This is a genomic window from Streptomyces musisoli, assembly GCF_016741855.1.
GTDB lineage: Bacteria > Actinomycetota > Actinomycetes > Streptomycetales > Streptomycetaceae > Streptomyces > Streptomyces musisoli.
The window spans coordinates 17636-39177 of record NZ_JAERRH010000002.1; the positions used below are offsets into that span (position 1 = coordinate 17636).

The 21542-nt window shown below is 72.4% G+C and carries 17 protein-coding genes; 11 read left to right on the forward strand and 6 right to left on the reverse strand.

The window, feature by feature from the left end; translation table 11 throughout:
* Nucleotides 1-42: 42 nt before the first annotated feature.
* From JK361_RS04165 to JK361_RS04195, 7 genes are all read left to right on the forward strand, one after another.
* The gene (locus tag JK361_RS04165; RefSeq protein ID WP_201814966.1) at nucleotides 43-1329 is read left to right on the forward strand and encodes an ABC transporter substrate-binding protein; all 1287 of its coding nucleotides are present in this window, start codon (nucleotides 43-45) and stop codon (nucleotides 1327-1329) included.
* Between the two features lie 5 nt (nucleotides 1330-1334).
* Nucleotides 1335-2222: a carbohydrate ABC transporter permease gene (locus JK361_RS04170; RefSeq protein ID WP_201814279.1), complete on the forward strand. Its 888-nt coding sequence runs from the start codon at nucleotides 1335-1337 to the stop codon at nucleotides 2220-2222.
* The gene (locus JK361_RS04175) at nucleotides 2219-3127 is read left to right on the forward strand and encodes a carbohydrate ABC transporter permease (protein ID WP_201814280.1); all 909 of its coding nucleotides are present in this window, start codon (nucleotides 2219-2221) and stop codon (nucleotides 3125-3127) included. The genes JK361_RS04170 and JK361_RS04175 overlap by 4 nt, the downstream gene beginning before the upstream one ends.
* A gap of 38 nt (nucleotides 3128-3165) precedes the next feature.
* The gene (locus tag JK361_RS04180; RefSeq protein ID WP_201814281.1) at nucleotides 3166-4425 is read left to right on the forward strand and encodes a glycoside hydrolase 5 family protein; all 1260 of its coding nucleotides are present in this window, start codon (nucleotides 3166-3168) and stop codon (nucleotides 4423-4425) included.
* A complete protein-coding gene (locus JK361_RS04185) occupies nucleotides 4422-6455 on the forward strand; it encodes an endo-beta-N-acetylglucosaminidase (RefSeq protein ID WP_201814282.1) in 2034 nt (677 codons plus the stop codon). The genes JK361_RS04180 and JK361_RS04185 overlap by 4 nt, the downstream gene beginning before the upstream one ends.
* 87 nt (nucleotides 6456-6542) lie before the next feature.
* On the forward strand, nucleotides 6543-9563 hold the full coding sequence (locus JK361_RS04190; RefSeq protein WP_201814283.1) for an alpha-mannosidase: 3021 nt from the start codon (nucleotides 6543-6545) through the stop codon (nucleotides 9561-9563).
* Nucleotides 9564-9594: 31 nt separating this feature from the next.
* Nucleotides 9595-9744, forward strand: coding sequence for a hypothetical protein (locus tag JK361_RS04195; protein WP_201814284.1), 150 nt, complete (start codon nucleotides 9595-9597; stop codon nucleotides 9742-9744).
* 126 nt (nucleotides 9745-9870) lie between these two features.
* On the opposite strand, the gene JK361_RS04200 is transcribed toward JK361_RS04195, so the two are convergent.
* Nucleotides 9871-11292: a lipase maturation factor family protein gene (locus JK361_RS04200; protein WP_201814285.1), complete on the reverse strand. Its 1422-nt coding sequence runs from the start codon at nucleotides 11290-11292 to the stop codon at nucleotides 9871-9873.
* A 171-nt stretch (nucleotides 11293-11463) separates the two neighbouring features.
* Between JK361_RS04200 and JK361_RS04205 the strand changes: the two genes are divergently transcribed.
* The 3 genes from JK361_RS04205 to JK361_RS04215 all read left to right on the forward strand — a co-directional run bounded on the left by JK361_RS04205 (nucleotide 11464) and on the right by JK361_RS04215 (nucleotide 16026).
* Nucleotides 11464-12705 (forward strand): DUF6777 domain-containing protein, encoded by a 1242-nt coding sequence (locus JK361_RS04205; RefSeq protein ID WP_201814286.1) that lies wholly within the window; start codon nucleotides 11464-11466, stop codon nucleotides 12703-12705.
* Between the two features lie 252 nt (nucleotides 12706-12957).
* Complete coding sequence (locus tag JK361_RS04210) at nucleotides 12958-15042, forward strand: SpoIIE family protein phosphatase (protein ID WP_201814287.1); 2085 nt, start codon at nucleotides 12958-12960, stop codon at nucleotides 15040-15042.
* Nucleotides 15043-15162: 120 nt separating this feature from the next.
* Complete coding sequence (locus JK361_RS04215; RefSeq protein ID WP_201814288.1) at nucleotides 15163-16026, forward strand: Fpg/Nei family DNA glycosylase; 864 nt, start codon at nucleotides 15163-15165, stop codon at nucleotides 16024-16026.
* Nucleotides 16027-16042: 16 nt separating this feature from the next.
* Here JK361_RS04215 and JK361_RS04220 read toward each other — a convergent pair whose 3' ends face one another.
* From JK361_RS04220 to JK361_RS04230, 3 genes are all read right to left on the reverse strand, one after another.
* A complete protein-coding gene (locus JK361_RS04220) occupies nucleotides 16043-16696 on the reverse strand; it encodes a zf-HC2 domain-containing protein (RefSeq protein ID WP_201814289.1) in 654 nt (217 codons plus the stop codon).
* 151 nt (nucleotides 16697-16847) lie between these two features.
* The gene (locus JK361_RS04225; protein ID WP_201814290.1) at nucleotides 16848-17354 is read right to left on the reverse strand and encodes a hypothetical protein; all 507 of its coding nucleotides are present in this window, start codon (nucleotides 17352-17354) and stop codon (nucleotides 16848-16850) included.
* A 153-nt stretch (nucleotides 17355-17507) separates the two neighbouring features.
* On the reverse strand, nucleotides 17508-18056 hold the full coding sequence (locus JK361_RS04230) for a sigma-70 family RNA polymerase sigma factor (RefSeq protein ID WP_201814291.1): 549 nt from the start codon (nucleotides 18054-18056) through the stop codon (nucleotides 17508-17510).
* A gap of 248 nt (nucleotides 18057-18304) precedes the next feature.
* Between JK361_RS04230 and JK361_RS04235 the strand changes: the two genes are divergently transcribed.
* Nucleotides 18305-19459 carry a CapA family protein gene (locus JK361_RS04235; RefSeq protein ID WP_201814292.1) on the forward strand — a complete coding sequence of 385 codons (1155 nt, stop codon included), beginning with the start codon at nucleotides 18305-18307 and terminating at the stop codon, nucleotides 19457-19459.
* On the opposite strand, the gene JK361_RS04240 is transcribed toward JK361_RS04235, so the two are convergent.
* Entirely contained in the window at nucleotides 19460-20884 is a 1425-nt protein-coding gene (locus tag JK361_RS04240) for an amino acid permease (protein WP_201814293.1), read from the reverse strand.
* A gap of 109 nt (nucleotides 20885-20993) precedes the next feature.
* Nucleotides 20994-21464: a universal stress protein gene (locus JK361_RS04245; protein ID WP_201814294.1), complete on the reverse strand. Its 471-nt coding sequence runs from the start codon at nucleotides 21462-21464 to the stop codon at nucleotides 20994-20996.
* Between the last annotated feature and the right edge of the window lie 78 nt (nucleotides 21465-21542).

A 21542-nucleotide genomic window follows, 5' to 3' on the forward strand; every position in this document is an offset into this window, starting at 1 on the left:
TCGGCGCCACCGACAGCCCGACCCAGCAAGGGAGCCGTGTCCGTGCCCATGTCCCGCAGAGCCCTCGCCGCCGTCGCCGTCGCCCTCGTCCTGCCGCTGAGCGCCTGCGGCTCGGGCGGAGACGACGGCGGCACGACCGACGCCTCCGGCAAGGTGGAGGGCGACATCACCTTCCAGACCTGGAACCTGCGCGCCAACTTCAAGCCGTACTTCGAGGGAGTGATCGCCGACTTCGAGCACAAGTACCCCGGCACCCACGTGAAATGGGTCGACCAGCCCGCCGAGGGCTACGCCGACAAGCTCAGCGCCGACGCCGCCGGCGGCACCCTGCCCGACGTCGTCAACGTCTCCCCGGACCTGGTCGCCCCGCTCGCCAAGGCCGGCCTCGCCCTCGATCTCGACAAGGCCGCCGCCACATATCGGTCCGAGTACCTGGAGGGCGCCTGGGCCGGCCACCGGATACCGGGCATGAGCGGCACGTACGCCTTCCCCTGGTACCTGAACACCGGGCCGCTCTTCTACAACAAGGCCCTGTTCGAGAAGGCCGGACTCGCCCCCGACCAGCCACCCAGGACGTACGACGAACTCTTCTTCGACGCGCTGCGGATGGCGCAGAAGAGCGACGGCAAGGTCGCCACCCTGGCCAACGTGCCCACCATCGAGGACTTCGGCCGTTACGGCGTACCGCTGATGAACGAGCAGGGCACCGGGTTCACCTTCAACGACGCCAAGGGCGTCGAACTCCTCACCAGGTACAAGCAGCTGTACGACGCCAAGGCCCTCGATCCGCAGGCGCTGACCGCCACCGGGGAGTCCGCCGGCAAGAAGTTCCTCACCGGTGCCGTCGCCATGAACCCCGGAAGCGCCTTGGACCTCGGCAACTTCAAGAAGAACGCGCCCGGCCTGTACAGGAACATCGGCATCACCGACCAGATCACCAGCAGCGGGCACGTCAACATGTACGTGATGGGCGTGATGGTCAACTCCCGCACCAGGCACACCCCGGCCGCGGTCGCCTTCGCGCACTTCGTCACCGACGCGCGGAACCAGATGGCCTTCGCCAAGAAGGTCGCCATCTTCCCGAGCACAGCCGGCTCCCTGGACGACCCGTACTTCACCGAGGAGGACGGCACCGACGAGACCCGGGTGCGCATCGCCGCGGCCAAGTCGCTGAAGAGCGCCGTCAACTACACGCCCGTGCTGTTCAGCGAACAGATGAAGACCGCGCTGCGCAACGAGGTGGCCAAGGCGCTCCAGGGCAAGGAGAGCCCCCGGGAAGCCCTCGACAACGCTGTCGAGGCCGCCGACCGGCTGCTCCAGCAGGGCTGACCCCCATGGCCGCGCCCCTCCGCGTCAAGCGCCAGCTCCTGGTCAGCCCCTGGCTGTTCGCCGCACCCGGGCTGCTGATCACCGGCGCCTTCGTGCTCTACCCCTTCGCCTCCACCCTCGCGAACTCCTTCACCGACCGCCGCACCCTGCTCCCCGGCCACTTCGTGGGCCTCGCCAACTTCCGCGAGCTGCTCCACGACGACATGTTCTGGACCGGCCTGCGCAACAGCTTCCTGTACATCCTGGGCGTCGTCCCGGCGCTCGTCGTGCTGCCGCTGCTGCTCGCCCTGCTGGTGCGGAAGAACATCCCCGGGATCACCTTCTTCCGCTCCGCCTTCTACACCCCGGTCGTCGCCTCCATCGTCGTGGTGGGCCTGATCTGGGTGTGGCTGCTGGACGAGCGCGGCCTGGTCAACTCGCTGCTGGAGAGCGTGGGCATCGGCCGGATCGGCTTCCTCAGCGACCAGTGGCTGCTCCTGCTGAGCGCCATGGCCGTGACGGTGTGGAAGGGCCTCGGCTACTACATGATCATCTATCTGGCCGCGCTCGCGAACGTCCCGCGCGAACTGCACGAGGCCGCGGCCGTGGACGGCGCCGGACCGGTGCGCCGCTTCCTCTCCGTCACCGTGCCCGCCGTACGGTCCACGATGGTGCTGGTCGCCGCGCTCTCCTCGGTCGCCGCCTTCAAGGTGTTCTCCGAGGTCTACCTGATGGCCGGCCCGAACGGCGGCCCGGCCGGCGAGGACACCACCCTCGTCATGCTCGTGCAGCGCACCGGCACCGGCCTGACCGGCCGGGTCGGCTACGCCTCCGCCCTCTCCGTCGTCGTCTTCGTCGTCACCGTCGCCCTGATGCTGCTCGTGCTGCGCGCCGACCGGAGGGAGGAGAGGTGAGCGTCCTGGAGAAGGTGCGGCCCGAGCGGCCGGCCACCGCCGCCGCCCGGGAGCCGCGCGTCACCGACGAGCACGGCCGCCGCGTCCGGACCGGGGAACTGGTCTGGCGGTACCTGCTGCTGCTCGCCGTCCTCGCCCTGACCGTCGGCCCGTTCCTGTGGCAGCTGTCCACCTCCCTCAAGGGACCCACCGAGGACATCTACGGCTCACCGCCCAGGTTCCTGCCCGCCCACCCCACCCTGCACAACTACACCCGGGTCGCCGACACCATCCCGGTCTGGGACTACGCCCTGAACTCCCTGAAGGTCGCCGCCGCCAACGTCGTGACCAACTGCGTCGGTTCGGCCCTCGCCGGGTACGCCCTGGCCCGGCTGCGCTACCGCGGCCGGCGCGTCACCACGCTCGTCTTCGTGCTGGCGATGCTCGTCCCCGTCGAGGGCATCGTCATCGCCCAGTTCACCACCATGCGCGAACTGGGCCTGAACAACACCCTGATCGGAGTGGTCCTGCCCGGCGCGATCGGCGCCATGAACGTGCTGCTGATGCGCAACGCCTTCCGCAACCTGCCCTACGAGATCGAGGAGGCGGCCTACGTCGACGGCGCCAACGTCTGGCAGCGGTTCCTGCGCGTCGCCCTGCCCTCGGTGAAGGGGACGGTGGCCGTCGTCGCGATCTTCGCCTTCATGGGCGCCTGGGACGACTTCCTGTGGCCGCTGATCGTCCTCAGCGACCCGTCCAAGTTCACCCTGACCATCGGCCTCGACTACCTGCACGGCACCTTCGCCAACGACGAGCGCCTCGTCGCCGCGGGCACCGTGATCGCCGTGGCCCCGCTCATCACCCTGTTCGCCTGCCTCCAGCGGTACTTCTTCCGCGGGGTCGGCGAAGGGGCCGTCAAGGGCTGACCGACGTCAACCGCTTCCCGAGGACAGCTAGGACATCCATGCCTCCTGACGTGCGCTTCGGCGTCAACTACACGCCCAGCGAAGGATGGTTCCACCACTGGCTCGACTTCGACCTCGACTCCGTGCGCGCCGACCTCGACACGATCGCCGCGCTCGGTCTCGACCACATCCGGGTCTTTCCGCTGTGGCCGTACTTCCAGCCCAACCGCACCCTGATCCGCCCTCACGCCGTCGACCAGCTCGTGGCCCTGACCGACGCCGCCGCCGAACGCGGCCTGGACGTCAACGTGGACGGCCTGCAGGGCCACTTGAGCAGCTTCGACTTCCTGCCGGCCTGGACGCGCACCTGGCACCGCCGCAACCTCTTCACCGACCCGGACGTGACCGACGGCCAGGCCGCCTACCTGCGCACCCTCGCCGCCGCCCTCGCCGACCGGCCGGGCTTCATCGGCATGACCGTCGGCAACGAGGTCAACCAGTTCGCCGCCGGACCCCACCCCGACCCCGACCGCATCACGGCCGAGGAGGCCGCACGCTGGCTCGAGCGGATGCTCGCCGCCTGCGCCGAGGGCGCCCCCGGCCGGCTGCATCTGCACGCCTCCTACGACGCCGCCTGGTACCAGGACGACCAGCCCTTCACCCCCGGACACTCCGCCCGGCTCGGCGCCGTCACCGCCGTGCACTCCTGGGTGTTCAACGGAACCGCCCAGCGTCACGGCCGCACCTCCGTGCCGGCCGAGCACCATGCCGCCTACCTGGTCGAACTGAGCAAGGCATGGGCGGACGAGCCGCACCGGCCGGTGTGGCTCCAGGAGGTCGGCGCCCCCGCGCCCCTCGTACCCGCCGAGCACGCCGCCGCCTTCGCCGAGGCCACGATCGGACACGTCCTGGACTGCCCCGACCTGTGGGGCGTGACCTGGTGGTGCTCCCACGACGTCTCGCGCAGGCTCGCCGACTTCCCCGAACTCGAGTACTCCCTCGGCCTGTTCACCGACGAACGGCAGCCGAAGGACATCGCCCGCGTCCTGGCCGACGCGGCGGCCCACCGGGTACCGCACACCCCAGCGGCACGCGGCACGGCCCTCGTCGTGCCCGCCGAGCCTGCCCACCGCTCCCGCTGCGCGCCCGGCGGCGACGTCTTCGACGCCTTCTTCCGGCTCGTCGCCGACGGCGCCCGCCCGACCACCGTCCTCGACACGCGCGCCGACGACAGGGACCACCTCGACGCGCGCGGCATCACCGAGGTCGTCACTCCCGACCAGGTACTCCCCACCCCCCAAGGAGGCACCCGCTCGTGAACCCCACCAGACGCACCGTCCTGATCGCCGGCACCGCCGCGGCCACCGCCGCCCTGGCCCCCTCGCCGTACGCCTCGGCGGCCCCGCGAGCCGCCGCCGCGACCCCGCCGTACGCCTCGTACTGGTACCCGGACACGCTGCCCGCCGGCAGCCCCGGCCCCGGCATCACCTGGCGCGGCCTGAAGAGCTGGCGCGCGGCCGACGACCCCGACCTCGCCTGCAACGCCGCCTCCGTACCGCTCGCCCCCCGCTTCACCCCGACCCCGGCGAACACCACCGCCCGGGCCGGACAGGCCCGCGTCCAGGCGCTGGTCTCCTTCGGACCGACGTCGGGCAACCCCTCCCAGGGCTCGGCCACCGCCGACTACTACGCCCTCACCCACTGGGCCTACCTCGACGAGCTGGTGTTCTGGGGCGGCTCGGCCGGCGAGGGCCTGATCCTCGCGCCGAACGCGCCCGTCGTGGACGCGGCCCACCGGCACGGCGTCCCCGTCCTCGGGAACATCTTCCTGCCCCCGGTGGCCTACGGCGGACAGCTCCAGTGGACCCGGGACCTGGTGCAGCAGGACGCCGACGGGCACTACCCGCTCGCCGCGCAACTCGTCGAGGTGGCTTCGGCCCACGGCTTCGACGGCTGGTTCGTGAACGCCGAGACGGGCGGCGGGAACACCGCGCTCGGCACGGCCATGCTGGGCTTCATGAGGGAGCTGAAGGCGCTCGCGGCGGCCAGGGGGCAGCGGGTGACCTGGTACGACGCGATGACCGTGAACGGCACGGTCAGCTGGCAGGGCGCCCTGAACAGTCAGAACCAGGCCTTCTTCCAGGCCGCCGACGACATGTTCGTGGACTTCCGGTGGAGCGCGGCCACGCTCGCCTCGTCCGGCACCAGGGCACAGCGTCTGGGCCGCAGCCGCTACCAGCTGTGGGCCGGCGTCGACGTCGAGTCGAACGGGTCCGGTACCTATGCGGACTGGGACGCGATCGTGCCGGCCGGCAAGCCGCACATCGCCTCGATCGGCTTCTACCGGCCCGAGTGGACGCGCAACCACCTGCCCGCCGACCAGCGTGCCCCCGAGGACTTCCACGCCGCCGACGACCGGTTCTGGACGGGACGGTCGCTCGATCCCTCGCGGCCGGACGCGGGCGATCCGTGGCGGGCGCCGGCGGTGTCCGTGGCGGACCGGTCGACGGTGATCTCGGTGCCGTTCGCGAGCGTGTTCAACACCGGACACGGACTGCGCTGGTACGAGGAGGGCACCGTCACCTCGGACGCGCCCTGGAACCACCTCGGGCTCCAGGACCGGCTGCCGTCGCGCCGGTGGGTGGTGCGGACGGCGGGGGAGCGGCCGGTGGTCTCCTTCGACTTCGCGGACGCCTGGCGGGGCGGGAGCAGTGTGCTGGTCACGGGTGAACCGGATCAGCCCGCGGTGGTGGACCTGTACGCGACCCGACTGCCGACCGGTGCGGACACGGTTGTCGACCTGACGTACCGGAGCGAGTCTGGGGAGGTGAACGTCGAACTGGCGGTGGCGACGGCCGAACCGGGTAAGGCGGGGGCGGCACCGCCCTACAGGTATCTGGCCGTGACCCCGGGTGCCCGGGTGAAGCCTGTCGACGGCTGGCGGACCGTGACCGTGCCGCTCGCCGCGCTGTCCGGCACCGTCCACGCCCTCGGCGTCCGGCTCACCGCCACCGGGGGCCCGGTGCGCTGGCGGCTGGGCGGTCTCGCGGTCCGCCCCGGCGGCACCCCGCCGGTTCCCGCCGCGCCCTCCGCCGCCCGCGTCACCGCGGCGAACGGCGGCGATCTCCGCCTCGCCTGGGACCCCGCCCCCGGCACCGTCCGCCACTACACCCTCCACCGCCTCCTCCCCGACGGCACCCGCCGCTTCCTCGGCGCCACCGGCCAGCGCGCCTACCACCTCGCCGGCCTGCGGCCCGAACAGGGAGAGACCACGGCACGGTTCGAAGTGCGCGCCGTGGGGGAGCTCTACAACGCCTCGGCCCCCGTGACCGTCACCCACCCCTGGTAACCACCCCCTGGCCATCACCCCCCGGTGATCAACCCCCCGGCGATCACCCCTTGGTCATCACCCGGAACCCCGCAGGGAGCAGACCGCATGCATGACGACCGCACTCTGGTGGAAGCCCGCCTCAGGCGCGTCCTCGACGAACGTATCCGCCCTGCCGTGTACCCCGAGTCCGTGCCGCTCCAGGTCGCGGTGTGGCACGCGCCCGGCGAGCCCGTACCGGTCGCCGAGGGACTCGCCGCAGAGCCCGAGCCGATGGAGACGGGCGCCCGGTGGGGTGCCCCCTGGGGCACCAGCTGGTTCCGGGTGACCGGGACCGTGCCCGAGGCGTGGGCCGGGAGGACCGTCGAGGCCCTGCTGGACCTGGGCTTCGACGAGAACATGCCCGGCTTCCAGTGCGAGGGCCTGGTCTACCGGCCCGACGGCACGCCGGTGAAGGGCCTCAACCCGCGCAACCAGTGGGTGCGGATCGGCGCGCCCGTCGCGGGCGGCGAGGAGGTGCGCCTGCACATCGAGGCCGCCTCCAACCCCGTCATCCTGGACTACCACCCCTTCCGGCCCACGTCGCTCGGCGACCGGCACACCGCCGGGCGGGAGCCGCAGTACACGCTGGCCCGCATGGACCTCGCGCTCTTCGACGAGACCGTGTGGCAGCTGGTGCTGGACCTGGAGGTGCTCGGCGAGCTGATGGCCGAGCTGCCCGTGGACTCCGCGCGCCGCCACGACGTCCTGCGCGCGGTCGAGGGGGCCCTGGACGCCGTCGACCTCCAGGACGTGAACGGCACGGCGGACCGGGCCCGGCAGCGGCTCACCGGTGTGCTGTCGGCCCCGGCCGTGCCGTCCGCGCACCGGATCAGCGCCGTCGGGCACGCACACATCGACTCGGCGTGGCTGTGGCCGCTGCGCGAGACCGTGCGCAAGGTGGCCCGTACGACGTCCAACATGACCGCGCTCATCGAGGACGAGCCGGAGTTCGTGTTCGCCATGTCCCAGGCGCAGCAGTGGGCCTGGGTGAAGGAGCACCGGCCCGAGGTGTGGGCGCGGGTGAAGAAGGCCGTGGCGGAGGGGCGGTTCGTACCGGCCGGCGGGATGTGGGTGGAGTCGGACACCAATATGCCCGGGTCGGAGGCGATGGCCCGCCAGTTCGTGCACGGCAAGCGGTTCTTCCTCGACGAGTTCGGCATCGAGAACGAGGAGGCGTGGCTGCCGGACACGTTCGGCTTCGCCGCGGGCCTCCCGCAGATCATCAAGGCGGCCGGCTCCAAGTGGCTGCTGACGCAGAAGATCTCCTGGTCGCAGACGAACAAGTTCCCGCACCACACCTTCCACTGGGAGGGCATCGACGGCACCCGGATCTTCACGCACTTCCCGCCCGTCGACACCTACAACTGCTCGATGAGGGGCAGCGAGATCGCCCACGCGGTCCGTAACTTCAGGGACAAGGGCAGGGCCCGGCACTCCCTCGCGCCCACCGGCTGGGGCGACGGAGGCGGCGGCACGACCCGGGAGATGGTCGCCAAGGCGGCCCGGCTGCGCGACCTGGAGGGCTCGGCCACCGTCACCTGGGAGACACCGCGCGCGTTCTTCGAGAAGGCCGAGGCCGAGTACCCCGCACCGCCCGTCTGGGTCGGCGAGCTGTACCTCGAACTGCACCGGGCGACCCTCACCAGCCAGGCGAAGACCAAGCAGGGCAACCGGCGCAGCGAACACCTGCTGCGCGAGGCCGAACTGTGGGCGGCCACCGCGGCCGTGCGCGCCGGGTTCCCCTATCCGTACGCGGAGTTGGACCGCATCTGGAAGACGGTCCTGCTGCACCAGTTCCACGACATCCTGCCCGGCTCGTCGATCGCCTGGGTGCACCGGGAGGCCCGGGCGACGTACGGGCGCGTGGCCGCCGAGCTGACCGCGATCATCGAGGGCGCCCAGCGCGCGCTCGCCGGGGAGGGCAGCACGCCGCTGGTCTTCAACGCGGCTCCGCACACCCGCCATGGTGTCCCGGCAGGCGGTGCCGCGACCCCGGCCGCGGCCGGCGGCACCACGGTCGGCGCGCGCGAGGACGGCGGGTTCACACTGGACAACGGCCTGCTGCGGATCGCCGTCGACGCCCGGGGCCTGGTCGTCTCCGCCTACGACCCCGCAGCCGACCGTGAGGCCATCGCCCCAGGCCAGGCCGCGAACCTCCTCCAGCTGCACCCCGACTTCCCGAACATGTGGGACGCCTGGGACGTCGACTCGTTCTACCGCAACACGGTCACCGACCTCACCGGCGCCGAGTCGGTCACGGCCGGCGAGGACGGCGCCTCGGTGCGGATCGTGCGGGCCTTCGGTGCCTCCCGGGTCACCCAGCTGCTGTCGCTGCCGCCCGGTGAGCGGCGGCTGCTCATCGACACCGAGGTCGACTGGCACGAGACGGAGAAGTTCCTGAAACTGGCCTTCCCGCTCGATCTGCACGCCGAACGGTACGCGTCCGAGACCCAGTTCGGGCACGTGCACCGGCCCACGCACACCAACACCTCCTGGGAGGCCGCCAAGTTCGAGGCGTGCAACCACCGGTTCGTACACCTGGAGGAACCCGGCTGGGGCGTGGCCGTCGTCAACGACTCGACGTACGGCCACGACGTGACCCGCACGGTGCGCGGGGCCGGCGACCGCGGTACGACCACGACGGTCCGGGTGTCGCTGCTGCGCGCGCCGCGCTTTCCCGACCCGGAGACCGACCAGGGCGTCCACCGCTTCAGGCACGCCCTGGTTCCCGGTGCCTCCGTCGCCGACGCGGTCCGCGAGGGCTGGCGGATCAATCTGCCGGAACGCTCCGCGACCGGCGCGCACGACGTCGCCCCGCTGGTCACGGTGGACGACGACGCGGTGGTGGTGACGGCGGTGAAGCTCGCCGACGACGGCAGCGGGGACGTGGTCGTCCGCTTCCACGAGGCCCACGGCGGCCGGGCCCGGGCCACCCTGACGGCCGGTTTCGAGGTCGCGGACGTCACGGTGACGGACCTGCTGGAGCGACCGGTCGCCGGTGAGGAGCCCCCCGCGCGCGACGGAGAGCGGATCGCCGTACGCCTGCGCCCCTTCGAACTGCGGACCCTGCGGTTCCGGAGGCGCTGACTCGCGCCGGGAAGGCTCTCCTCGCGGAGTCGTGCGAGCCCTGGCGGTGGACGCGGTCGTCGTGGCCACGTTCCCGGACGACCAGTTGGACGGCCCCCTGGCCGCCCGGCCCCGCCGGGTCGCGGCGGCCGGCCGCGCCTTCACCGACGTGATCGACTCGGGCGGTGCCGCACGTCGTTGAGTGCGTCCACGACGTCGGCGGTGATGTCGAGCAGGCGGCGCACCGTCGCGTCCGTGCGGAGGCGGGGCGGGGGTTCGAACTCGTCGCCTGACGCCCCACTGGGCGCGGCGACACCGCGGCCCGCCTCTACGGCTTGTGAACGGCTCCCGCCAGCCGCGTCGGCGGCAGGTACTCCCGCACGAACGTCCGCTCCCAGCACGCCCCCGTCTCCCGCAGCTCCCGCCAGCTCGTGTACCGGTACCGGAACAGCCTCGCCCGGACATAGCGGGGCGGGGTGTCCGGCGGGAACGGCGAGCCGCGCAGCAGCCGCAGGGTGTCCCGGTCGTTCTCCAGCAGGCGTTCCACCAGGCCGCCGAACCACTCCCCGGCGTAGCCGGGCGACAGCGCCGCGAACCACATCAGCCAGTCCAGGCGCAGATGGTAGGGGGCGAACTGGCGAGGCCAGTGCCGGGGATCGCCGGGCTTGCCCCTGAACGCGTACTCCCGCCAGTCCGAGTCCTCGCGCGGGGCGGCGTCCAGCGTGCCCTCGACCACCACCTCGTAGCGCACCCGGCTGACGCTGCCGAAGGCGCCGTAGGTGTTCACCAGGTGCAGCGGATCGAAGGAGCGGTTCATCACCTGGCGGCGGGAGATCATGTTCACCACCGGGTGGTAGCTCAGGAAGACCAGCAGTGCGGCGACCGCGAGCACCAGCGCCTCGTACCACAGCGGGGCCGCCGGCACGGGCGGCGCCGTCGTGGGCAGCCGCAGCGCGGACAGGGCCAGCACGATGGTGATCCAGTTCAGCCAGGAGAAGTTGCCGGAGAGCACCAGCCACAGCTGGGTGACGATCATCAGGGCGGCGGCGGCCGAGGCGATCGGCTGCGGGGTGAACAGCAGGACCGGTACGACCAGCTGGGTGACGTGGTTGGCGGCCACCTCGACCCGGTGCAGCGGCTTCGGCAGATGGTGGAAGAACCAGCTCAGCGGGCCCGGCATCGGCTGGGTCTCGTGGTGGTAGTGCAGGCAGGTCAGCTTCCGCCAGCAGGCGTCGCCCCGCAGTTTGATCAGCCCGGCGCCGAACTCGACCCGGAACAGGATCCAGCGCAGCAGGAACAGGACGACGACCGGCGGCGCCACCTCGTCGTTGCCGAGGAACGCGGCCAGGAAGCCGGTCTCCAGCAGCAGCGACTCCCAGCCGAACGCGTACCACGTCTGGCCCACGTTGACGATCGACAGGTACAGCGCCCACGGCACCAGCCACAGCAGGATCCCGGCCCACAGCGGCAGCGCGTAGTCCGCCCCGGCCAGCAGCGCCGCCGACGCCGCGCACCCCGCCCACGCACACGCCGCGAAGAAGCGGTCGGAGTAGTGCAGCTGGAACAGGCTGGGGGCGCGCCGGAACCGCACCCGCGCGGTGAAGCGGGGGATGGGCAGCATCCCGCGCTCGCCCAGCAGGGCCCGGAACTGCAGGGCCGCCGTCAGGAAGGCGACCAGGTACACGGCGGCCAGAGCCCGCTGGAAGACCAGCCGGCTCAGCCAGTCGCCCGGTGCGGTGAACCAGTCCACGGCTGTGCGCGCCCTCCTGTACGGCTACACCGGCTCCGTGCTCGGGTGCACCGGTGCCGGGCGCTCGTCCGCGCCGGCGCCGGTCTCGCCACGGTGTTCCCCGAGTTGCCAGCCAAACCCGTGCAATGCCAACAATAGGGCGTAATCACCCAACGTGATGTGGAGTGCGCGGTGCGGATACCCACCGGAACCATGGTCACGGTCTGCGTGCTGTCGGCGCTGCTCCTCGCCGCCGGCTGCGCGGGCTCCGGCGTCAGGCAGACCCGGGTGGGCGAGTTGGTCTTCCTCCAGGCCGTCGGCGACCGGGGGCCCGAGCCCTTCACCGACTCCACGGCCACCGGCTCCGCGGCCACCGCCGACCCCACCCGCCCGGCGTCGCCCCGCAGCACCGTCCCGGTCTCCGCCGCCGAGCTGGCGGCGCCCCTGCGCGCGGCCCGCACCCTGTCCGGCGCGACACCCGGGCTGTACCGCGGCACCCCGCACGTCGCCGGCTGTGACGTCGAGCGGCACATCGGCTATCTCGCGGCGGACCGGGCCAAGGCGGACGCCTTCGCCCGCGCGGCCGGCGTCACCCGGTCGGCGCTCCCGGAGTACCTGCGGGGCCTGACCCCGGTCGTACTCGGCTCCGACACACGCGTCACCAACCACTCCTACCGCAACCGGCGGGCCACCGGGTACCAGGCCGTGCTCCAGGCCGGCACCGCCGTCCTCGTCGACGACCGGGGCGTGCCCCGGGTGCGCTGTGCCTGCGGCAACCCGCTCGGACCGCCCACGCCGACCCGCGGCGGGGCCGGCGCCCGCGGTACCCCCTGGGCCGGCTACCGGCCGAACAAGGTGATCGTGGTGGCGCCGGCACCCCGGGCCGTCACCAGCATCACGATCGCCGACTCCAAGAGCAGCGCCTGGATCGAGCGCCGGGTCGGCCACGACGTCCGCCGGGACCATGTCGTGCCCCCGCCCGTGCGGGCCGGCACCAGTGCGTCCCCGACCGCGCCGGTGGCCACTCGGTCGCCGGCCACGGGGCAGCCGAGCCCGCACGACAGCCGCCCGGCCGCCGCCCCGGCCCGCACCGGCACGCCGACGTCCTCGCCCGGCAGGCCGCCGTCCCCGCCCGGCGCACCACGGTCCCCGTCCGGTACGTCACCGTCCCCGCCCGGTACGCGGCCGTCCTCGCCCGGTACGCGGCCGTCCCCGTCCGGTACGCGGCCGTCCCGGCCCGGTACGTCGCCGTCCTCGCCCGGCCCCACGGCCCCGGGGCGCGGCCGTACCGATCCCCCGGACGACGCCGACGGCCGGGGGGCCCGGAACCCCGTGGCGCCCACCGAGGAACCCGCGGGCCCAGCTCCCACCCCGGACACCTCCGGCGCCTCACCCGACCTCTCCGGCCCCTCCTCGGGCCCCGACGACGACTGAGAGGGCGCCCGGCCGCCGGGCGTGTGGACGAGGCCGGGCGTGTGGACGGCGGCCGGGCATGCGTCTGGCGGCCGGGCGTGTGGACGAGGCCGGGCGTATGGACGACGGCCGGGCATGCGCCTGGCGGCCGGGAGTATGGACAGCGGCCGGGCGTGCGGACGGCCGCCGCGCGCACGCCCGGCGCTCCCCGCCGGCGCACGGTGCCCGCCGATCAAGTCGAAGAATCCGCCGGATACTGGCAAGGTGGGCCCCATGGCCGATCGGGGAGCGAGCGCCCTGTCACTCCCGGAGGACTGGCCCGCACATCCGGACCCGGTCCTCGCGCTCAACCACATGGGCAGTTTCGACTGGGACCTGGACGCCGGTCTGATGGACATGGACGCCCAGGCCTTCGAGGTGTTCGATCTGCTCCCCGAGGAGTACGACGGGCGCCCGGAGTCCCTGACCGTGCGGGTGCCGCCGCCGGAGGCCGCCCGGCTCGACGCCGCGGTCGCCCGGGCGATCAAGGACGGCAGCGAGAACTACGGCGCCTACTTCCGCATCCGCCGCCGCGACGGCAGCATGCGCTGGACCCACACCCAGGGCTACATCCGGCGCGACGAGTCGGGCCGTCCGAGCCGGGTCGTCGGCATCGTCCGCGACGCCACCCAGGAACTCGCCGACAGCGCGGCCCGCAGTCTCCGGGCCGCCCAGGACGAGGCGTTCCGCCAGCAGACCAGCGTCGTCCAGGTCATCTCCGCGGCCCTCGCCCACGCCCGCAGCGTCCAGGACGTCATCGACGTCCTCAAGGACGCCCACGGCATCCGCCATCTGGGCGCGGCCAGCCTGGTGATGGGCCTGGTCGAGGCGGGCCGGATCCGGCTGGTGGCCGAGGGCCCCGTGGGCAGCTTCGTCCCCGGCACCCGCGTCACCCGGATCGACGAGCAGTACCCCATGAGCGAGGTCGTGCGCACGCTCAGCCCCCGGTTCATCGAGTCCGCGGAGGAGTTCGCGGCGGACTACCCGATCCTCTGGCCGCACATCACCGACCTGCGGATCACCTCGGCCGCGTACCTGCCGCTGATCGCGCAGGCCCGCCCGATCGGCGCCATGGGCCTGCTCTACGACGACCGGCGCGGCTTCTCCGACGAGGAGCGCGCCGTCCTGGTCGCGCTCGGCAGCAGCATCGCGCAGAGCCTCATGCGGGCCATGCTCTACGAGCAGGAGAAGGACCTCGCCCAGGGCCTCCAGCAGGCCATGCTGCCCCGCACCATCCCCAGCGTCCGCGGCGCCGACATCGCGGTCCGCTACCGCTCGGCCGCCCTGGGCCGGGACATCGGCGGCGACTGGTACGACCTGATCCCGCTGCCCGGGGGCACCGGCTCCGGTGGAAGCCGGGTCGGCGCGGTCATCGGCGACGTGCAGGGCCACGACACGCACGCGGCGGCCGTCATGGGCCAGCTGCGCATCGTGCTGCGCGCCTACGCCGCCGAGGGCCACCCCCCGGCCACGGTGATGGCCCGCGCCTCGGTCTTCCTGCACGAACTCGACACCGACCGGTTCGCCACCTGCCTGTACGCGGAGGCCGATCTGGGCACCGGAGTCGTCCAGGTGGTGCGCGCCGGGCACATCGACCCGATGATCCGGCGCAGCGACGGCACCTGCGACCGGGTTCCCGTCGAGGGCGGGCTGCCGCTCGGTCTGTCCGCCGAGTTCGGGCGGCTGGAGTACCCCGTGACCACCCTGGAACTCGACCCGGGCCACACCCTGCTGCTGTGCACCGACGGGCTGGTCGAGCTGCCCGGCACCGATCTGGACGACGGCATGCGCGGCCTCGCCGCGCTGATCTGCGAGGGACCCGCAGAAGTGCGCGACCTCGCCGACCGGCTGATCCAGCTGGCCGAGGAGCGGGGCGGCGACGACGACGTGGCCCTGCTCCTGCTGCGCCGCCGCGCCCGGGAGACCACGCGGCCCGGCGGCCGGCTCCAGCAGCATGTGGCGCCCGGCGACCCGGAGGCCCTCACCCAGGCCCGGCACATGATCCGCACCGCGGTACGCGCCTGGGGGGCCGGCGACCAGGCGGACGAGATCGAGCTGGTCGCCGACGAGCTGATCACCAACGCCCTGCTGCACACCGAGGGCTCCGCGATCGTCACCCTGCGGGCCCTGGACGCCGCGGAACACAGGCTGCGCATCGAGGTCGAGGACTGCTCCAGCGCCCTGCCGCGGCGCCGCGAAGCGGGCGAGAACGGCGTCTCCGGCCGCGGGCTGCTCCTCGTGGACCGGCTCGCCGACAGCTGGGGCGTGGAGGCCCGGGGCGGCGGCAAGGCGGTCTGGTGCGAGTTCCGGCTGCCCTAGGCACGGCTTCCCGTCCGGGCGGCCCGGAACCGGTTCCCGCGGCCGCGACATCCGGCCCGGGCGGGACCGCGGCGTGCTGTCGGTGCGGGCGCTGTCGGTACCCGATGGCACTCTGGACGTATGCCGGAATTGCCCGAGGTACAAGCGCTGACGGACTTCCTCTCCGAGCACCTGGTCGGACTGCGGGTGGTGCGGGTGCTGCCGGTGGCCGTCAGCGTCCTGAAGACCTACGACCCACCGGTCACCGCCCTCGAGGGCGCCGAGGTGACGGCCGTGCGCCGGCACGGCAAGTTCCTGGACATCGAGACAGGGGGCGGGCTGCACCTGGTGGCCCATCTGGCCCGCGCGGGCTGGCTCCAGTGGAAGGAGCGGCTGCCGGACGGACCGCCGAAGCCGGGCAAGGGCCCGCTCGCGCTGCGGGTGGCGCTGGAGACCGGCGAGGGCTTCGACCTGACCGAGGCCGGCACCCAGAAACGCCTCGCCGTGTACGTCGTGCGCGAACCGGGAGAGGTGCCGGGCGTCGCCCGGCTCGGCCCCGACCCGCTGGCCGTCGACTTCGACGAGGAGCGCTTCGCGGCGCTGCTGAAGGCCGAACGGCGGCAGCTGAAGGGCGCTCTGCGCGACCAGTCACTGATCGCGGGCGTCGGCAACGCCTACAGCGACGAGATCCTGCACGCCGCGAAGATGTCCCCGTTCAAGCTCGCCGCGGCCCTCACCCCGGAGGAGACCCACCGCCTGTACGAGGCGCTGCGCGGCACGCTCACCGAGGCGGTCGAGCGGTCCCGGGGCGTGGCGGCCGGCCGGCTGAAGGCGGAGAAGAAGAGCGGTCTGCGCGTCCACGGCCGCACCGGCGAACCCTGCCCGGTGTGCGGCGACACCATCCGGGAGGTCTCCTTCGCCGACTCCTCGCTCCAGTACTGCCCGACCTGCCAGACGGGCGGCAAGCCCCTGGCCGACCGCCGTCTGTCCCGGCTGCTGAAGTGAGCCCGGCCCGGTGCCGTCACCGTGCCTCCAGCGTGACCAGCCGTTTCCCGTCGTCCGTGCGGACCTCGTAGCGCAGGATCTGGTCCGGGTGCAGCGCGCTGGCGCCCATCGTGGTGGTGGGCCGGGTGCCGTCGCCCGGGTTGGTCCACCCGGCGACGACCTGTTCCGTGCCGTCGTCGCCGACCGCGACCAGGCGGCAGGTGTGCGATCCGGAGCCGTCCTTGACCTCCAGCCTGAGGTCGCTGCCCCAGTCCTCGTCCTCGGAGGTGACCTGCGCCCACACCCCGGTGTGCGGATCGGTCGCCGCGGTGACCCGTGCGGCCGGCTCCGCGTGGCCGGAGAAGGCCACGATCCCCGGGCCGGCGACGGCCAGCACCACCGAGGCGGCCAGGCCGTAGAGCATGCGGCGGCGCCGCGCCCGGCGCCGGTGCGTCAGCTCGCCGAGCAGCCGGTCCAGCAGCCGGGGACCGGGCTGTGTCATGGGGTGCACGAAGCGCGGCGTGGCCCGGCGGTACAGCATCAGCTGCCGGGTCGCGGGCCCGAACTCGGTCACGTGTGCCGCGCACTGGGGGCACTCCATGAGGTGGTCCTCGAAGCGGAAGGCCTCCGCCTCGTCCAGCACGCCGAGCGCGTACGCGCCGACGTCGCGATGCCTTTCCAGGGACCTCATGCCGAATCCTCGTGCCTATGGGTGCGGGTGGGGTTACTCCTTGCTCCCACCCGTACGCAGCCGACGGCCGAATCACTCAAGCCACGCACAGAATCACGGACAAGAGATTCGGAGCGGCCCGGCCCGCGGATTGGTGTGAATTCCAGAAGATTCAGAAGAGGTGGATCGCGAGGTGCCCGAGGGGCAGCCCGAGCCGCCAGGCCGGTGTCCACACCTTCGGCCCGTCGTCCTCCCCGAACACCGCGCCGCCGCCCGGCACCGCGTCCAGGTCCGGCGCGAGCAGCTCGGTCTCCTCCAGCCAGCGCCAGGCGTCCCACGCCAGTGCCAGGTCCGGGCAGGGGACGCCGGAGCCGGCCGCCCGCTCGGTCAGCTCGGCCATGCGTGCCCGCACCCAGTCCTGCCACGGCTGGTCGTACGCGGTCAGCGCCAGCCAGTTCTCCAGCTGGGAGATCACCCGGATGCCGGAGAGCTCCCCGTCGGTGTCGGAGAGGAAGACGGTCAGCGCCAGCGCGTCCCGGCCGGCCCGGAACTCGAAGGACGTCGGCGGCATCAGATCGCCGGTGCGCAGCAACTCGTCGGCGATGTACTCGGCGTACAACCAGGCCATCGGGACGGCCAGTTCGTCGCCGTCCGTGCTCTCGTGACCTCTGTGCAGCATCCCTTCCTGCCCTTCCTCCGGTGCGTGCGCGTCGCCCGGGCCGTCGACGGGATCACCGTCCCGCCCTCGCCCGGAACGCGGATGAGGACAGCCCATTGCCCGAACGGGGGCTACAGCAAGGCGCTTTACCGAGGTTTGACCAGGCTTCCGGTTTCACCGCAGGTCGGCCGCATAACCCGGAAGCACCCGGCGCAGGGCGCGCAGCGCGTAGTACGCGCGGGATTTCACGGTACCGGGTGGTATCCCCAGGGCCTGCGCCGCCTCCGTCACACTGGCCCCGCGGAAATACACCAGTATCAGGACGTCACGGTGCTCCGGAGTGAGTGTCTTCACAGCCTCCCGGACATCGAGCATCGCGGCGGCCCGCTCGGCGTGGTCCGCGGTCACCCGCGCGTTCTCGGGGACCTCGTCGCCGCTCTCGGGCGGCCGTGCCTGCCGGGCCCGCCGGGCGTCGATCGCGAGCCGCCGGGCCACGGTGAGCAGCCAGGGCCGTACGGAGTCGAAGTCGTGGGCGTGCAGGGCCTCCGGGTGCTGCCAGGCGCGTACCAGGGTCTCCTGGACGAGGTCCTCGGCGCGCTGGCGGTCCCCGTCGCAGAGCCTGAGCAGCAGCGCGAACAGCGGGCCGCCGTGCTCGCGCTGGAGCGCGGCCAGCTCGTGCTCGGCGGTCGTGGGCCCGGTGGTGAGTGAGGTTCCGGCCGTCATGGCCGTATGGCAGCGCAGGCCGCGGCCGGCGGAAAGATCGCGGACCCGGTCGTGCGACGGACGGTCGATCGGGGCGGCGAACGGTCGGACGAGCGGTACACCGGGGCACCGGACGGCCGGACGAGCGGTACACCAGGGCACCGGACGGGCTAATGAGGCCGCCCGGACTGTTTATCCGGTACATCAGATTCATACCCATATGCCCGTCACGGCTTCGTCTGTATATACGACAATGCTGGGGTGAGTTGATGATCGGACGCAGACAGCAGGTGGCCCTGGCCCTGACCGCCGTTCTCGCGGCCGGGGCGGCCTGCCAGAACCAGCACCAGGAATCCGGCACGAGGGGACAGCCGGCGCCCGCCGTGACCAGCGGCGACGGCGGCTTCACCCTCGTCGCGACCGGCGACGTCCTGCCGCACACCTCCGTCATCGAGCGGGCCGCCTACGACGCCGACCGCAGCGGGCACGACTTCCGGCCCATGCTCTCCGGCGTCCAACCGGTCGTCTCCCGCGCCGACCTGGCGCTGTGCCACATGGGTACCGTCTACGGCGCCGACGGCGACTACACCGGCTACCCCGTCTTCAAGTCCCCGCCGCAGATCGCCGAGGCCCTCGCCGCGACCGGCTACGACAGCTGCTCCACCGCCTCCGGCCACGCCATGGACGACGGCACCGCCGGCATCGCGCGCACCCTCGACGCGATGGACAAGGCCGGCCTGCGGCACGCCGGGACCGCCCGCAGCGAGACCGAGGCCCGCTCGGTCGGCATGCTCCGGGCCGGCCGGGCCAAGGTCGCCCATCTGTCGTACACCTTCGGGACCAATTACCCGCTGCCGCCCGGACGGCCCTGGGCGGTCAACCTCATGGACGCCGACCGGGTGATCGCCGACGCCCGTGCCGCCCGGCGGGGCGGCGCCGACGTGGTCGTGGTCTCCGTGGACTGGGGCACCGAGTGGCAGGAGGAACCCGACCGGCTCCAGCTCACCCTCGCCCAGCAGCTCACCGCCTCGGCCACGAACGGCCGCCCGGACATCGACCTGATCCTCGGCGCCCACGCCCATGTCCCGCAGGCGTACGAGAAGGTCAACGGCACCTGGGTGGTCTACGGACTGGGCGACCAGATCGCCGGCGAGATGTACAACCGCCAGGGCGCCCAGGACCCGCGCGGCAACGAGTCCAGCCTCGGCCGCTTCACCTTCGCCCCGCCGGCCCGTCCGGGCGGCCCCTGGCGGGTCGTCAAGGCCGAATTCCTCCCGCAGTTGTACGACCTCGACGCCGGCCGGGTCGTCGACCTCGACCGGGCCATCGCCCAGGGCGCCGACCAGGAGGCGGTGCGCGACCGGATCGCGAGCGTGGTCCTCAGCCGCGGGGCCGCCCAGGACGGCCTGGTCATGGGGGAGTGATCAGTCGGCGGGATGCCGGGTGGCGAGCACCGAGCGCCGGTAGGAGTAGCCGAAGTAGATCACGCAGCCGATCAGGAACCACACCACGAACCGCACCCACGTCTCCCACTTCAGGAACGTGATCAGCCAGATGGAGAAGACGACACCCAGCGCGGGCACGAACGGCATCCACGGCGTCCGGAAGGTGCGCGGCAGTTCCGGCTGCCGGTAGCGCAGCACGATCACCGCCACGCACACCACCACGAACGCCAGCAGGATGCCGATGTTGGTCAGCTCGGCCGCCTCGCCGATCGGGACGAACCCGGCGATGACCGCGGACGCCGCCCCGACGATCCAGGTCACCCGGGTCGGCACGTGCCGCGTCGGGTGCGTCTTCGCGAACCACGTGGGCAGCAGCCCGTCACGGGACATCGAGAACCACACCCGGGTGACGCCCAGCATGAACGTGAACATCACCGTGAGGATGCCGATGATCGCGCCGACCGCGATCACGTCCGCCAGCGCGTCCAGGCCCACCGACTTGAACGCCGTGGAGAAGCCGCTCTCCGGGTCGATGTCCTTGTAGTTCTGCATCCCGGTGAGCACCAGGCAGGCCGCCACGTACAGGACCATCGAGATCGCCAGCGAGTAGATGATCGCCTTCGGCATGTACTGCTGCGCGTTCTTCGACTCCTCGGCCGCCGTCGACATCGCGTCGTAGCCGAACACCGCGAAGAACACCGTCGCGGCACCGGTGAAGGCGCCGCTGAGGCCGAACGGGAAGAAGGGGTGGTAGTTCGCCGTGTTGATGTGGAACACGCCCACCCCGATCACCAGCAGCACCACCAGCACCTTCAGGGCGACCACGAACGTCTCGAAGCGGGCCGCGGTGCGGATGCCCAGGTTCAGCAGCCAGGCGATCAGCAGACACAGCACGGCCGCGAACAGGTCGACCCGGTGCCCGGTGCCGGTGCCGGGCGCCCCCAGCATCCACTGCGGCAGATCGGCGCCCATCTCCTCGACGAGGAAACTGAAGTAGCCGGAGATGCCGATGGCCACCACGGCCACGATGGCCGTGTACTCCAGCAGCAGGTCCCAGCCGATGAACCAGCCCGCGAACTCGCCGAGCACGGCATAGCCGTACGTGTACGCCGAACCCGCCTTCGGGATCAGTCCCGCGAACTCGGCGTAGGACAGCGCCGCGCAGGCGCTCGCCACGCCGGCGATCAGGAAGGAGACCAGTACCGCGGGTCCGGCCGTGCCGTTGGCCACCGTGCCGGCCAGCGTGAAGATGCCCGCGCCGATGATCCCGCCCACGCCGATCGCGGTGAGCTGCCACAGCCCCAGCGACTTGTCCAGGCTGGTGCCCTCGACGACCTCGGTCTCCTCGATGTGTTCGATGGGTTTGCGGCGGAGAATCCCTTCACCCGGGCGGAGCCTGCCCATGTGCCTCACCTCTTCACCACGGCAACCGCTGACGGCGGATCATGATGTCTCAGGGTCGGCGCCCAGGGAAGACGCCACGCACGGCGCGGGCAGGTGCCGCCGCGGCGCCCTACGGTACGACCGTCACCGGCCAGCGTCCCGACTTCACCAGCCGGACCGCCACCGAGCCGATGATCCGGTGGCCGGCCTGCTCCGAGGCGCCCACCACCACCGCGTCCGCCTTCAGCTCGTCCGCCGCCTTCACCAGCCCGCCGAAGGGGTCCCCGCGGAAGGTGTGGAACTCCCAGCGCACGTCGAATATCCCCTTGACCCGCTCGGCCGCCTCCCTGATATGCGCGATCAGGTCCTCGGCGATCTCGTCGGTCGTCTCCGCCACCGGCGCCCCGAGCGCCGCCCCGGCCGCCAGCACCGGCTGCACGTACACCACGGCCAGCAGCGCGTGCTGCCGCCGGGCCAGACCACCCGCGTACGCCGCGGCCCGCAGCGAGGAGTCGGAGCCGTCCACGCCCACGACGATGACCTTCGGACCGTCCGTGCCCCGCTCGAACGTGTGCGCGGGCTGTTCGTGCTGTTCCGTCACGGCTTCGAATCTATCGGAATGAGCTGTTCCAGCCCATGCGCGGGGCCCGCTCGACGGGCGAGGCATCCGGGGCCTTCC

Bases quoted from the DNA above. Each gene is read 5' to 3' on its own strand.
- JK361_RS04170 (WP_201814279.1), top strand. From the start codon at position 1,335: ATGGCCGCGCCCCTCCGCGTCAAGCGCCAGCTCCTGGTCAGCCCCTGG.
- JK361_RS04180 (WP_201814281.1), top strand. From the start codon at position 3,166: ATGCCTCCTGACGTGCGCTTCGGCGTCAACTACACGCCCAGCGAAGGA.
- JK361_RS04190 (WP_201814283.1), top strand. From the start codon at position 6,543: ATGCATGACGACCGCACTCTGGTGGAAGCCCGCCTCAGGCGCGTCCTC.
- JK361_RS04210 (WP_201814287.1), top strand. From the start codon at position 12,958: ATGGCCGATCGGGGAGCGAGCGCCCTGTCACTCCCGGAGGACTGGCCC.
- JK361_RS04215 (WP_201814288.1), top strand. From the start codon at position 15,163: ATGCCGGAATTGCCCGAGGTACAAGCGCTGACGGACTTCCTCTCCGAG.
- JK361_RS04220 (WP_201814289.1), bottom strand. From the start codon at position 16,696: ATGAGGTCCCTGGAAAGGCATCGCGACGTCGGCGCGTACGCGCTCGGC.
- JK361_RS04225 (WP_201814290.1), bottom strand. From the start codon at position 17,354: ATGCTGCACAGAGGTCACGAGAGCACGGACGGCGACGAACTGGCCGTC.
- JK361_RS04230 (WP_201814291.1), bottom strand. From the start codon at position 18,056: ATGACGGCCGGAACCTCACTCACCACCGGGCCCACGACCGCCGAGCAC.
- JK361_RS04235 (WP_201814292.1), top strand. From the start codon at position 18,305: ATGATCGGACGCAGACAGCAGGTGGCCCTGGCCCTGACCGCCGTTCTC.
- JK361_RS04240 (WP_201814293.1), bottom strand. From the start codon at position 20,884: ATGGGCAGGCTCCGCCCGGGTGAAGGGATTCTCCGCCGCAAACCCATC.